This is a genomic window from Saccharothrix espanaensis DSM 44229, assembly GCF_000328705.1.
Classification (GTDB): domain Bacteria; phylum Actinomycetota; class Actinomycetes; order Mycobacteriales; family Pseudonocardiaceae; genus Actinosynnema; species Actinosynnema espanaense.
The window spans coordinates 6358879-6372341 of the sequence record NC_019673.1 but is presented as its reverse complement, the minus strand read 5'-3'; the positions used below and the strand labels follow the sequence as shown (position 1 = coordinate 6372341).

Here is a 13463-nt window from a genome sequence, read left to right as displayed (position 1 = left end):
CGGATCGTCAACCGCGTCATCCCCACCGTCGACCACGTCCTGCACTGGTCGAATTGGCGACGAACAAGCCAAGCCCGCACCCGGACTAGCCACTACAAGAGACGCGGACATCACAACCTGTCGTTGTCGTATTAACCCGCCGGAGGGCAGGTGCTCCACGGTCAGGCGGATGACGGTGCCCTCGATGATCGGTAGTGGTCCATTGTGGTCCATTGTGGTCGATCCAGGCGCTGCGGCGGTCAGTCGTGGGTGCAGGCGGTTCCATGCCTGTGCGGTGGCGGTGCCGTAGAGACGGGTTTCGGTGCGGGTCAGCACGTCCTCGGCGCACCAGGTGGCCGGGGTCGCCGAAGACGAACTCGCCGCCGTGCTTGGGGAACCGTCCGCCCAGCGGGTTGTGGACCCGGGGCGGGGTCGGGCGGCGCAGCACCCGGTCCGACCGCATCCGCCCCAGCGCCCGCACCGGCAGGTCACCCAACAGGTAGGCGATGCGGGGCGCGTCGTAGCCGGCGTCGAACACCACCAGCATCTCCGGATCGCCCCGCTTCCACTGGCCCGCGGTGATCAGCCGCTCGACCACGCCGCGCACCTGGGCGACGGTCACCGGGCGGCAGGGGTTTCCGACTGGCTGGTGGAAGAGCCGGAGAGGCCATGGCGGCAGCCTAGCGAGGGGACGCCGTTTGGTCCGGTATCCCGTCCAGCAGTAGGTCTTGGTGGTGCACAGGGCGCGACGAGGTCGGCCCGCTGATGGGTCGCCTGGGTGGTCGTGTTTCTCAACCTGAAGGTCTGCAAGGTCTATAGCTTCAGTGTTAACCAAATATGTCACCCATCAGATCCACACCACCGCCCTCGACAAGGCTGTCACCGCGGAGGCTTCCACGGTGGTGCCAGGAGCGCTCAACAGTTCAGCTCGTTCGACTGGATCAGTCACGAGCTTTCGCATCCGCCAGGTGTGCACCTGCCGGGAAGCGGCAGAGAGGGACCGGCCACCGCCCCTCGAGCGATGGGGAGAGAGCGCGCCGGTCCAGGCAGTCTCGCCTCTGCCGACACGTCGAGCGGACGGCCCTCGGTGGGCTGCGCCGGGTGTCGGTGATGGCGCTATCGTGTGGGTGTGACCGCAGCCGCCGCGCACCAGCAGCCCCCGGAGGTCGGCAGGACCCCCGAGGCGATCCGTGCCGCGCTGCTGCCCGAGGAACGCGACGCCTTCGACGCCGACTGCCGCCACGCCCTGGGCCAGGCCGTCGAGCGTTCCAGCCTGCAACCGGTCCACGACGTGCTCGACCACTGGCGGCGTATCGCCACCGTCACCCGACACGACCCCGCCGCCCACCGGCGGATGCTGGCCCGCGTCGACCAGACCCTGGCCGGTCAGCCTCCGCAGCGGCTGCACACGTGGGACGAACTGCGGACGGAACGCGGCCTGTAGGTGACCTACACGATCGAGTTCCCAGACGAGGTCTGGGACCAGGTCCACGCACTGCCCGCGGAAGCCGGCACCCCGTTCGCCGAGGCGATGACTCTGCTGACCCACGAGCCCTGGCACGGCGAGCCCTACCACCGCGCCAACCCCGGCGGGGCACTGCGCCAACTCGTCTACGGCTTCGGCCACGGCCTGATCATCTACATCATCCTCGAACAACAACAGCGGGTCATCGTCGAACGCGTGCTGTGGTTGGAAGACCTCGGCTGACCCCTGCCACGGCGACGGGTATCCGACGAATCCACCTTCATTCGGTTCCGGCAGGCCATCCAGGCAATCGGGTTCGGTCCCGCCCCATCACGGCCCTGCCACCGGCCGATCCGCCCGTAGCGACCGACCGATGACGACATGTCGCGTGCACTGGTCACCCGGTCAACGTGGTCGGCACCGACGTGTCGAACGTCGCCGCCCCGGTCGGCACCTACACCTTCGCCACCCCGCCAGCAGCCTGACAGCCCCGCCTGAATATCATCCCAACCGTCCGCTCAACGACGCCGCCAGTGCTACTTGAAAGGCAGCCCTCACCGTTCCGTCGCCACTCGGACTACGGCTACCTCGAGGAATGAAGGCCGAGAGCGGCCTCGTCCTTGATCGGAAGTCATTCGCGAGGCGCCTTACCGCCTCTCCGTCAGCGATAGCCGTGGATCTTTCGAGATGATCCGGGTCAAGTCCGCAATTTTGCGCTTGTGCGGCTTGGTTCGACTGCGCGCAACAAGACCGCCCCCATTCGGGTGTATGTGCGCGAACCCGTCGTTCGGCCGACCGTTCGAATCGTGACACCCTCCGTTACGAGGCTGCCTGTGGTGCGGGATGCTCTCCCGATGACCAAGGGCAGGATGGTGCTGATTGTCGCTCTTGTCGCGGTGACCGTGCTTGGTGTCTGGATCGCCGTGGTGACGTGGGATGAAGCGAACAAGATCGCTGTAGTGGCATCGGCGCTGGCTTCCGTGGCTGCGGTAGGGGTGGCTGTGTGGGCTGCGCTGCGAGGAACTCGATCAGCCGACTCGATCGACGTGTCGAGAACCGGCGACGCGGTGTCCACGGGGAACGGGCAGGCGAACACGGGCCTGTCGGGAGAGGTGCGCCGAACCGGTTTCGTGCGCGTCCGCGACACCGGCAGGGCGGAGGCGACGGATGGCGAGGCGAACTCCGGATTCCGGGCTGACTGACTCCCGTCCCGGTGCTCTGGTCGGCGATGAGGGTCAGCACGTGCGGGGCTCGGCTGTAGGTGAAGATGAAATCTGAGAATCACACGGTGTCGAACACCGGGCACGCCACGGCGTCCGGGGATTCATCCATAGGCAACACCGGCTACCTGAAGATCGTCAAGACGTCTATCGTCTTTCACGTCAGGGAACTCATCAAGTTCCATGTGGTGATCCCCCTGAAGGGAGGCGCGGCGGACGACCGCCTGGCCCCGCCTCTGGCGGATGTCCCGGGCGTCGAGGCGAGCGATCCGTCGGAGTCGGTGCACAGGGTGACCGTGTCGCCCAAGGTGTTGCTCGCTGCCTTGCTCGCTGCCATTGCGTTGATCGTTCTGTCCTGCCTCCCGGACCCGGACGACAAGTTCACGGAGGATGCGGGGGAGAGGCCGGTCGGCGCTACGGATGACGCCGTCAGAACCGCGGTGCGCAACGCGATCACGGACTGCGCGAAAGCGGTGGTCCCGGCGCCGGCCAATTGCCCTCAGAGCGAAGCGGTGGTGTCGGGGGAGTCCGTCGCCTGGTCCATGCACGGTGATCCGGTGGATGGCCTCCAGAGCGCCTGGCGTGAGGACCGGTTCAACGTCCGTGGCAACGCGGTGATGTCGATCAATTACCAAGAGGCATGGGGGGAGAAGACCAAGACCCGCGTGGTCGGGTACTCGGCTGAGGTGTTCTGGCGTGACGGTAAAGCGTCTGTGTCTCCAATCACCCGCCTACCCGTTCCGGTCAAGACTGTTCGGAAGATCACCCCCGATGTTTCCCTCGATGAGGTCCGGCCCCTGGTGAAGAGCGTATTCGACGACTGTGCGAAAGCGGGCCGCCTGCCCTTCCCGGCACGCTGCCCGGAAGTGAATCTGGGTAGCGGAGGGCGAGCTTCCTGGACATTCAGCGGCGATCCCTTGGTGAACGCCAGAATGGCTTTTGACGAGTCGAGCGGGTTGCTGCACGTGACGGGCAGCTTCGCGTCCGAGATCGAGTACGAAGTCCCGATATTCGGCTCGGTGAAGTATCCGCTCTCGGGTGACTTCGATGCGCTGGTCGCGGTTGACGACGGTCGGCCACTGGTTCTGGAGGTGCGGAAGACGTGAGCCCTTGATCTCGGCCGGACGGACCTGAACCGGCAACACTCGAGCGGCCGTCTCCACCGGAGTCTGCCGACCAGACCCGCCACGAACAGGAACTCTGAGGTTCCCCCGATAGCTCGGTGGCTTTCCAGGCATGGTCCGATGGGGCCTGAAGGGAGTCGTCCGTGGCAGCACCGAAGAAGTACCCCGACGAGTTGAGGTCCCGTGCGGTCCGGTTGTACCGGGAGTCGGATCCGAAGCCGGTGATCCGGCGCCTGGCCGAGCAGTTGGGCGTGCATCACGAGGCGTTGCGGAACTGGATCCGGCAGGACGAGGCCGACCGCGGCGAGCACGACGACCGACACACCACCGGTGAGTCGGAGGAGCTGCGCCGGCTGCGCAAGGAGAACGCGGAACTGAAGCGGGCCAACGAGATCCTGAAGACCGCGTCCGCTTTTTTCGCGGCGGAACTCGACCCGACCCGGCGACGGTCGTGAAGCTCGTCGAGCAGCTTCGCGGCCGCTTCGGGGTCGAGTTCGTCCTCCGGGTCCTGGGTGTCTCCTCCTCCACCTACCACGGCTGGGTGGCCCGACAGGCCGACCCGTCGGACCGCGAACGCGAGGACCGGGCGATCACCGCGGAGATCACCGACATCCACACCGCCTCCGGCGGCACCTACGGCAGCCCGCGGGTGCACCAGGTCCTGCGGCGTCGGGGTGTCCGCGTGTCGCGCAAGCGTGTCGAGCGGCTGATGCGCCAGGCCGGTCTGCAGGGCGCCTTCCTGCGCAAACAGTGGCGGACGCCGTCGACCAGGCGGGATCCGCGGGCCGCGCCGGCACCGGATCGGGTGAACCGGGACTTCAGCGCAGCCGCACCGGACCGGTTGTGGGTGGCCGACGCGACCCGGATCCGCACCGGCGAGGGCGTCTTCTGGCTCGCGGCCGTCCGTGACGCGTTCTCCAACCGGATCGTGGGCTGGAAGACCAGCGACCGCTGCGACACCGACCTCGTGCTTGGCGCCCTGGAGTACGCCATCTGGTCCCGCGACGTGCGCGACGGACAGCTGATCCACCACAGCGACCGCGGCTCGACCTACACGGCCTTCCGGTTCACGGAACGGTTGGCGGACAACGGAACCCTGCCCTCGATGGGGTCGGTCGGCGACTCCTACGACAACGCCCTGATGGAGAACTTCTTCTCCACGCTCAAGATCGAGCTGGTCTACCGACGGTCCTGGCGCACCCATGACGAGGCCGAGAACGAGCTGTTCCTTTATATCGACGGGTTCTACAACACCGAGCGCATCCAGAAGGACCTCGGCTGGCTCAGCCCCGACGAGTACGAAGCCGCCTGGCACGCCACCCAGACCCAGCCAGATACCATCCCGGCGGCACCGACCGCATCCAGGTAACAACCGCCTCGGGTTATCGGGGGAAGCTCATTCACTCCGAACGCGATGGGCCAGACGCCGCACGGGTCCTCCGGGGCCGCCACGCGCGGTTGATACAGGCCCTTGGCCGGTCGTCCTCCAGCCACTAGTGAACGACCGGCCAAGGGCCACGTCCTCGCTCGGGACAGACGCACGTCACCGGCCCGGCTCGACGCCGACACGACGAGAACGTGCGCTACGAGCCGTCACGCACGTTCGTCATCCGACCCATACCACACGTACTCGCAATCATTTCCGCGAATGACATCCCAGACCTGCGATCCGGACTGACACACGATGTACCTCGGAAGCAGGTCCAGCTTGGAGTAGATGATGAACGGGTCCGGCTTCAGGTTGGGACTTTCCTCCGGTTCGCACCCCTGGGCCTCGACATCGTGGCCGTACCACTCCACAGACTCGCACGAGTACCCTTCCTGATCCGCGGTCCCGACGGTGGCCGAGGCCGAGGCATACGCAGGCGCACCCAGACTCAGCGCCATCGCGGCACCACAGCAGACGATCTTCCCAGCCAGTCGTTGCAGCATGATCCTTGCCTTCCCTTCGCTCGCACGGGATTCACCGCCCCACGGACGGCACCGGAAGGATCGACCGCCTGATGGCGTTCATGCCGGCCACATCCGCCGTTCACCACTCCATTCGCTCAAACCCGACGAAAGTGGCAAGACCGCGCCGCCACGACTACGTGACGTGGCTATCGGTAGCCGGACGAACACCTGGCGGCGACGACCGCCTCTCGATCGAGGTCGAAGGACTAGCCTGACTCGTCAGCCTGTCAGGCCGAGCCCCGGTCAATGTTGCGGCATGTGATTCGGCCCCGGAGGGACTGCTGGAGTCCACCGAAGCCGATGCTGCGCCCGGTCGCGCTGCGCGGCGAGGTGGCGCGGCGCCGAAAGCGCGGCCGACGAACCCGACCTTCACGCTGTCGCCGGCTACGTGGCCGGAGTTGTGCGGCCAGTCGAGGTTGAACTTGCAGTCGGGAACGTCCTCCAGCGGCCGGATCTCCCCGGCGTCGAGCAGTTCGGACTCCGGGATCAGCTCGGATGCGGCTGTCGCCATGGCCGGACGCGCCCCTTTTTGGCCTGGCTGCCGTCCATGACGAAGTCGACCTTGAGGCCGGTGCCGCCCCGCGACTTCCACGGTGGCAACTGCTGTGGAGCGGCCTGTCCGCCACCCGCCTCTCGCTGTGGACCGAGCGACGGGTGGGCGCGCTGGCCCTGGCACCCGGCCAACGCTACGCTCGCAGGTGACGGAGGAGAACTGGGAAGGGACGCTGCGTGACGTCTGTCGTGCGTAACCTCGCCATCGACTGTCCGGACCCGTACGCCTTGGCGCAGTTCTGGAGCCAGGTCACCGGACAGCCGGTGAGTGATGAGGACGCGCCCGGTGACCCGGAGGCATCGGTGTCGTTGGCGGACGGGTTGATCCTGTTCTTCAACCAGGTTCCCGAGCCGAAGGTCGGCAAGAACCGCGTGCACCTGTGCCTGCGGCCGCTGATCCCCCGGGACGAAGAAGTGGACCGCCTGCTGGGTGTCGGCGCGACGATGGTGGTGGACCGGCGCAAGCCGGATGGCAAGGGGTGGGCGGTGCTGGCCGACCCCGAGGGCAACGAGTTCTGCGTGTTGCGCAGCGAGGCGGAACTGACCGCCTCGAAGTAGGGGCGACGGAGCAGAGGTCGACTTCGCCGGGGGGAGGCCGGGTTGACGCTCAACGACCGGCAGTACGCGCTGTGGTTCGGCCGGGAACTGGAGTCCGCTCCCTGTCACCGCTACGTCGAGTGGGCGCTGGACACCGTGGACGCCGAACGGCTGCGGCGCAGGTGGGCCGGGCTGGTTCGGCGGCACCCGGCGCTGCGCACGTCGGTGGGTGCCGAGGGCACCACCGATGTGGCGCGGCCCGGACCGGTCGAGGTGCCCGTGCTCGACCTGAGCGGGGCCCGACCGGACGTCGTCGGCCGGGCGCTGGACCGGCTGCGCGCGGAACTCGGCGCGGCCGGCCGGGACCAGCCCGCCGACCTCGTCGTGAGCTTGCTACCCGGCGGGCGGGGTCTGCTGCACCTGCGGGTCGACCTGATCGTCGCCGACGAGCACAGCGTCTACGGCCTGCTCGGACGTGAGCTGCTCGGCACGGTGGCCACCGGGAACTCCGCGCCCGTGCCGGAGTGCGCCGACCTCGCCGACGCCCGCGCGTACTGGCTGGCCCGCTTGGACGAGCTGCCACCCGCTCCGGACCTGCCCCGCCTGCCCGGTGCCACGGGCCACGAGCAGGCCCGCGAACTCGCCCAGCTGCCCCGCGCGCGCTGGCGGGCGCTGCGGGAACGGGCAGCCGAGCACGGGGTCACCCCGGAGGACCTCCTGCTGGCCGCGGTGGGCGAGGTGCTGCGCAGGTGGAGCAAAGGCGACCGCTTCACCGTGGTCTGCCCGGTGCCGGGCGCGGCCCGCGCCGAGGTCGGCAACGGCGACACCGCCGTGCTCACCGCACTGGACGAGACGGGAGGGGTGTTCGCCGACCGGGCGCGCGCGGCGCACCGGCAACGGGAGCAGGACCTCGCGCACCGGGCGTTCGACGGCGCGCGGGTGCTCCGCGAGGTGAACCGGCGCAACGGCACCCGTAGCGGCTTCCCGGTGGTGGTGGACCTCGCGCTCGGCGTGGCCTCCGACGTGCCCGAGCCGGCGCTGTCACGGGTGTACGAGCCGCACGTCGACCTGGCGTTCCGGTTCCGGGAGCGCGCGGGCGGGCTGCGGTGCGAGGTCGACCACCGGGAGCGGGTGTTCCCACCGGGGCTGGTCGCCGATCTCACCCGGGCGCTCGATCGGCTGCTGCACGGGCTGGCAGCGGACCCGGCGCTGTGGTCCGACGCCCGTCCGGTGACGTTGCCGCCGGACCAGCTCGCCCGCCGGGCGCTGGTCAACGCCACCGACGCCCCGCCGCCGGAATCCCTGCTGCACCAGGCGATCGCCGCGCACGCCCAAGTCCGCCCGGAAGCACCCGCCGTGCTCACCGCCACCCGGCGGATCGACTACCGCGAGTTGGACCGGCGGGTCAACCAGGTCGGCAGACGTTTGCGGCACCTGGGTGCCCGGCCCAACCGGTTGGTCGCCGTGGTCATGGCCAAGGGCTGGGAGCAGGTCGTGGCCGCCCACGGGGTGCTCGCCGCGGGGGCCGCGTACCTGCCGATCGACCACGCGGTGCCGGGAGAGCGCTTGCGGGAGCTGCTCGCGCGCGGCGAGGTCGACCTCGTGCTCACCCAGCGGCGGCTGGCGGGTGCGCTGGACTGGCCGGAGCAGGTGCGGGTGCTGTGCGTCGACGACGACTTCGACGGGGAGGACGGCGGCCCGCTGGACGCCGTGCAGCAGCCGGACGACTTGGCCTACGTCATCTTCACGTCGGGCTCGACCGGTCGGCCCAAGGGGGTCGCGGTCGACCACCGGGGCGCGCTGAACACCATTCGCGACATCAACCCGCGCTTCGGGGTGGGCCCCGACGACCGCTGCCTGGCCGTGTCGGGGCTGCACTTCGACCTCTCCGTGTACGACGTCTTCGGCATTCTCGACGCGGGCGGCGCGGTCGTGCTGCCCGACTCGTCGCCGAACCCCGATCCCGGGCACTGGGCCGAGCTGGTCTCCGGGCACGGTGTCACGTTCTGGAACTCGGTACCGCCGCTGCTGGAGATGCTGCTGACGTACTTGGAGGCGGACGGTCGCACCGGACTGGTCGACCCGCTGCGCTTGGTGATCCTCGCCGGCGACTGGATTCCGGTGACGCTGCCCGGACGCGTGTGGGCGGCCAATCCGGCCGTCCGGGTGATCGGCAGCGGCGGGCCCGCCGAGTCCTGCGTGTGGTCGGTCATCAACCCCGTCGACCGGGTGGACCCGGAGTCGATCAGCATCCCGCTGGGCGTTCCCATGACCAACCAGAGCTACCACGTGCTCGGGCCGGGTGGCGCGCACCGGCCGGACTGGGTGCCCGGCGAGATCCACATCTCCAGCGCGGTGGGGCTGGCGCAGGGCTACTGGCGCGACCCGGAGCGCACCGAAGCGGCCTTCCACACCGACCCGGACACGGGCCGGCGCTGCTACGCCTCCGGCGACCTCGGCCGGTACCTGCCCGACGGGCGGATCGAGATCCTGGGCCGGGAGGACTTCCAGGTCAAGATCCAGGGCGTGCGCATCGAACTGGGCGAGGTGGAGGCCGCTCTCACCGAGCACCCGTCGGTGCGCGCGGCGGTCGTCGTCGCGACCGGTCGCAGTCGGGACCTGCGGGTGCTGCACGCCTTCGTGCTGTCGTCGGGCCGGCCGGTCGACCCGGCCGCGCTGCGCGCTTTCCTGGCGGGGAAGCTGCCCTCGGCAATGGTGCCGCCGTTCGTCACCGCGCTGGCCGAGTTCCCGTTGACCCGCAACGGGAAGGTCGATCGGCTGGCGTTGGCCGCGCGCCCGGTCCGGGCCTCGCTTCGTCGTGCGGAACCGGTGCCCACCCCGTTGCAGCGCGCGGTGTCCGGGCTGTTCGGCCAGGTCCTGGCGGTCGGTGCGGTGGCGCAGCAGGACGACTTCTTCCTGCTCGGCGGCGACTCGGTGCGCGCGGTGGACCTCGTGGTCGCCGTCAAGGAGGTGCTCGGCGTCGACCTGCCACCCACCGCGGTGTTCGCCGCGCCCACCCCCGCCGCGCTGGCCGAGCGGATCGCCGAGGGCTGAGGCTCAGGCGGGCACGAGCAGCCGGTACCGGAGCAGGTCGGTGTAGTACGGGAGGTGGTGCTCCAGGTAGCCGGCCAGCACCGGGTTGTTGTGCACGGTGTCCGGGTAGGTCGAGGCGAGTTCGGTGAAGCCGCTGGTTCGGCTGGTCGCCCCGTGCCACCGCAGGGTGGACCGCCACTCCGGCAGCACCGCCGGCTGCCACGTCATGGCCTCGGCCCGGAACGGGATGCCGACCGCCGAGCAGTAGGCGCGCACGGTCTGCCGCGGCCGGGCGATGAGGTCTTCGGCGGTGACCACGACCGGCCGCTCGCCGGTGGCCGCGTGCACGGCCTGGTATATCTCGTGCAGGCGCTCGATGCCGATCTCGGCCAGCCCGAGATCGCGGTTGAGGGCGAAGTGCGAGGCGATCACCTCGGCGGGCTCGCGGATGATGAAGGTGTGCCGCGCTTCCCGCAGGAACTCGGCGTGGCCGAGCAGTCCCGGGTAGTGGTAGTCGGTGGTGTCCTTGAAGAACACCGGCTCGCGGTGGCCCAGTGCACGAATCGCCGCGATCAGCTCGGTTTCGCCGTGCACCGGGCGACCGTCCACTTCGGTCCGCCCGAAGTTCACGACGTGGGAGAACGGCTCGTGCAGCACGGTGTGGTCGCCGCGTTCCCGCATCATGCGCAGGAACGCCGTGGACCGGGAACGTGGTGCGCTCCACAGCGCCAGCACCGGAGGGGCCGTCGGGTTCCGCGCGGACATGGGGGACTCCTGGCTGTCAGTGGTCGGTCAGCTCGGCGAGCTGCTCGCGGTAGAGCCGTTCCACCAGCGCCGCCTGGGTGGCGATGGTGAGGTTGTCGAAGACGTCGGGCACCGGCACCGCCAGTCCGAACGCGCTCTGCAACCGGGCGGCCAGTCGCATCACGGCCAGCGAGTACCCGCCGAGTTCGAAGAAGCTGACGTCGGCCGGGGGGTCGGCGACGCCGAGCACGTCGGCCCAGATCTCCGCGATGACGTGCTCCTCGTGCGTCTCGGGCGGCCGGCCGGTCTCCACGGCGAACCCACCGTCCTCTTCGGACAGCCGGGTCCGGTCGGCACGACCGTCGGCGGCCATCGGCAGGAACGGGTGTCGCACCGCGCGGCAGGGCGGGTCGAACCCGGCCAGCGCCTGGTCCACGGCCTCGGGGTCCGGGTCGCCGTCGGTGGCCGCGACGACGTGGGCGGTCAGCGCCCCGCTCGCGGCGTCGGCGGTCACCACGCACAGGGCCACCCCGGGTACGGCGAGCACCGCGTGCTCCCGCAGCCCGGCTCGCGCATCCGCACCCAGCGGGACCAGCGCTCCGCCCGCGGCGCGGCGCACCCGGTCGCCGGTGTGGTGCGGGCCCGGCGGCGTGGCGACGACGTCGCCGGCCACCGCCAACTCGTGCTCCCCGGTGACCACCAGTTCCGCGCCGGGCACCGGATCTCCGAGCGGGACGACGGGTTCCGGCTCGTCCGGGTGGAACCGGCCCAGGGCGGCGAACACCGACGTCTCCGCCTGGCCGTACAGCTGCCACACCGCCGCGCCGCGCGCGTGCAGCGCGCGGGCCAGCGCGGTGGGCAGCGGTTCGCCGCTGCTGAGCACGGTCGTCCCGGGCTCGGGCTCCCAGCCCGCGCCGAGCAGGTGCCGCCAGTAGGTGGGGGTGCCGTGCAGCACCGTCGGCCGCCAGTCGCGGATCACCTCCACCTGGCGGGCCAGATCCCGCGCGTCGGCCTCCGAGCCGATGCGCAGGGCACCGCCGCACACCAGTGGCAGGACCAGTTCGACCACGGCGCAGCCCAGCGTCGGTGGCGCGAGAGCCAGGAACCGGTCCTCCGGGCCGAGACCGAGCCGCTCGCGCAAGTGGTGCAGCAGCCGCACCAGCGGCCGTGCGCGCAGCGGGAACGGCCGGGGAGCGCCGTCGCGCCCGGCGGTGTGCACGACCGCCGCGATCTCCGGCGTGCGGGCAGCGGCGCACGTCGGCAGTGGTGGGGCGTCATCGAGCAGGAGCACGTGCACCGAGCGGTCCAGCGCGCGCACGAGCGCGGTGTCCGCGCGGTCCCGGCCGATCGCGGCACGCACACCGGCGTCGAGCAGCATCCGGCCGGGCTCGCCGCGCGGGTAGGCCGGGTCGGCCAGGACGAACGGGTGCCCGGCCAGGTGGGCGGCCAGCAGCGCGGCGGGCAACTCGACGTCCCGGCCGACCAGCGGGGCCACCGGTGCGCCGGCGGGCAGTCGCGCGGCCAGGAGCGCCGCGGCCAGGCCGTGCGCGGTGCGGGCCAACTGGCGGTAGGTCAACGAGTCCGGGCCGGCCAGCACGGCGGGCGCGTCGGGCGTGGTCTCGGCGTGGGCCAGCACCAGGGCGGGCAGGTCGGCAGTGGTCATGGGTTCCCCAGCGCGAACGGGGCGGCCCGCGCCGCCAGGGTGATGGACTCCTGCACGAACGCGGCCACCTCGGCGACCGCCGGCTCGCGGAGCATGGTGTAGTGATCGGCCCGCACCGCGCGGCCCGTCACCTCGGCCACGTCGCGCCACCACGGCCGGAGGTCGGCAGCGGTCCCGGTGGCCCACAGCAGCCGCACCGAGGGGCCGCCGGATGCCGGCCGGTGTCGCTCCAGTGAGACATAGGCGTTGCGGTACAGCAGGAAGCGGTCTACAAGGTCCGAAGTGGACAGTTCGAGTGGTATGTCGTGTGCGGCCAAGTCCGCGCGCAGCCGGGGTAGCACCACCGCGGGCGGTTCTCCCGGTTCCGGCGCGGGCAGGCCCACGCGGTCCGGATCGGACCCGGCGGACCGGATCAGATCGCCGGAGAAGGCTGCCAGCAGGTCGGTCTCGCTCAGCGGGCGCGGCCTCTGGCCGGGAAGCGGTGGCATCGCGTCCAGCACGGTGACGGGGACGGGACCGCCGGGCAGGAGGCGGGCCATCTCGAAGGCCAGCATCCCGCCGAGCGACCAGCCGGCCAGCAGGACCGGCCGCACTCCGGCCGACGCCAGCCGGCCCGTGTAGTGCGCGGCCAGCAAGCGGAAGTCCGGCGGCTCGGACGCGCGCAGCACGTCGTCGGCGGCCATGCCCAGCAGCGGCGGACCGGGCGGCAGCAGGCGCACCAGTTCGCCGTAGCAGAACAGGGCACCGCCGACCGGGTGCACCAGCACCACCGGGTTCCCCGCGCCGGGGCGCAGTTCGGTCAGGTCACCCCCGGCGGGCGTGGAGCCCGTGCGGCGAGCCCTCAGCTCGGCCAGCAGCGCGCGCTTGCGCTCGGGCAGCGCGCCCTCCCTCCGCAGGCGTTCTTGCCGGCCGTCCGGATCAGACGTCCCCATTTCCGTCCTTTCAGGATCCAGGCCCGATCACCCATTATTAGCGAAGCGATCGTGTTCTGCCAAGGAGTCATTCTTGGTCCAAACATCAACGTGGGCGGGTCCGGCCGGTCGGGGCGAAGCGCCCTCCGTCGTCCGGTTCGGACGACGGTAGACACGATCGTGGATCGTGGCTATGGTGCGAAATGAGCGGTTCCGGGTTCTCTGGGTGGCAAGTCTGGACGCGGAACCTGCGGCACTGGGGTGTGGATCATTCCTTGGTTG

The 13463-nt window shown here is 70.4% G+C and carries 13 protein-coding genes; 8 read left to right on the top strand and 5 right to left on the bottom strand.

Going from position 1 to position 13463, the window contains the following annotated elements:
- Positions 1-85: 85 nt before the first annotated feature.
- Complete coding sequence (locus BN6_RS49140) at positions 86-586, bottom strand: transposase (protein WP_331712648.1); 501 nt, start codon at positions 584-586, stop codon at positions 86-88.
- Between the two features lie 522 nt (positions 587-1108).
- Between BN6_RS49140 and BN6_RS27440 the strand changes: the two genes are divergently transcribed.
- The 6 genes from BN6_RS27440 to BN6_RS27415 all read left to right on the top strand — a co-directional run bounded on the left by BN6_RS27440 (position 1109) and on the right by BN6_RS27415 (position 5157).
- A complete protein-coding gene (locus BN6_RS27440) occupies positions 1109-1423 on the top strand; it encodes a DUF6247 family protein (protein ID WP_041318322.1) in 315 nt (104 codons plus the stop codon).
- Positions 1424-1687, top strand: coding sequence for a type II toxin-antitoxin system RelE family toxin (locus BN6_RS27435; protein ID WP_015103064.1), 264 nt, complete (start codon positions 1424-1426; stop codon positions 1685-1687).
- A gap of 611 nt (positions 1688-2298) precedes the next feature.
- The gene (locus tag BN6_RS27430; RefSeq protein ID WP_041314235.1) at positions 2299-2646 is read left to right on the top strand and encodes a hypothetical protein; all 348 of its coding nucleotides are present in this window, start codon (positions 2299-2301) and stop codon (positions 2644-2646) included.
- Positions 2647-2711: 65 nt separating this feature from the next.
- Entirely contained in the window at positions 2712-3770 is a 1059-nt protein-coding gene (locus BN6_RS27425) for a hypothetical protein (protein WP_148303037.1), read from the top strand.
- 161 nt (positions 3771-3931) lie between these two features.
- Positions 3932-4243, top strand: a complete 312-nt coding sequence (locus BN6_RS27420) for a transposase (protein WP_015103061.1) — start codon at positions 3932-3934, stop codon at positions 4241-4243.
- Positions 4240-5157, top strand: a complete 918-nt coding sequence (locus tag BN6_RS27415) for an IS3 family transposase (protein WP_015103060.1) — start codon at positions 4240-4242, stop codon at positions 5155-5157. The genes BN6_RS27420 and BN6_RS27415 overlap by 4 nt, the downstream gene beginning before the upstream one ends.
- Before the next feature lie 224 nt (positions 5158-5381).
- Here the strand turns inward: BN6_RS27415 and BN6_RS27410 are convergent, their stop codons facing one another.
- Positions 5382-5720: a hypothetical protein gene (locus BN6_RS27410; RefSeq protein WP_015103059.1), complete on the bottom strand. Its 339-nt coding sequence runs from the start codon at positions 5718-5720 to the stop codon at positions 5382-5384.
- Positions 5721-6470: 750 nt separating this feature from the next.
- Between BN6_RS27410 and BN6_RS46995 the strand changes: the two genes are divergently transcribed.
- Together BN6_RS46995 and BN6_RS27400 are read left to right on the top strand one after the other, a co-directional pair.
- Positions 6471-6851, top strand: coding sequence for a VOC family protein (locus BN6_RS46995; protein WP_015103057.1), 381 nt, complete (start codon positions 6471-6473; stop codon positions 6849-6851).
- Positions 6852-6893: 42 nt separating this feature from the next.
- Positions 6894-9884, top strand: coding sequence for a non-ribosomal peptide synthetase (locus BN6_RS27400; RefSeq protein ID WP_015103056.1), 2991 nt, complete (start codon positions 6894-6896; stop codon positions 9882-9884).
- Between the two features lie 3 nt (positions 9885-9887).
- Here the strand turns inward: BN6_RS27400 and BN6_RS27395 are convergent, their stop codons facing one another.
- From BN6_RS27395 to BN6_RS27385, 3 genes are read right to left on the bottom strand one after another with little or no spacing between them, the layout of a single operon-like run.
- A complete protein-coding gene (locus BN6_RS27395; RefSeq protein ID WP_015103055.1) occupies positions 9888-10628 on the bottom strand; it encodes a sulfotransferase-like domain-containing protein in 741 nt (246 codons plus the stop codon).
- A gap of 16 nt (positions 10629-10644) precedes the next feature.
- Entirely contained in the window at positions 10645-12270 is a 1626-nt protein-coding gene (locus tag BN6_RS27390; protein ID WP_015103054.1) for a non-ribosomal peptide synthetase, read from the bottom strand.
- Positions 12267-13202, bottom strand: a complete 936-nt coding sequence (locus tag BN6_RS27385; protein ID WP_015103053.1) for a thioesterase domain-containing protein — start codon at positions 13200-13202, stop codon at positions 12267-12269. The genes BN6_RS27390 and BN6_RS27385 overlap by 4 nt, the downstream gene beginning before the upstream one ends.
- Positions 13203-13463 lie beyond the last annotated feature (261 nt).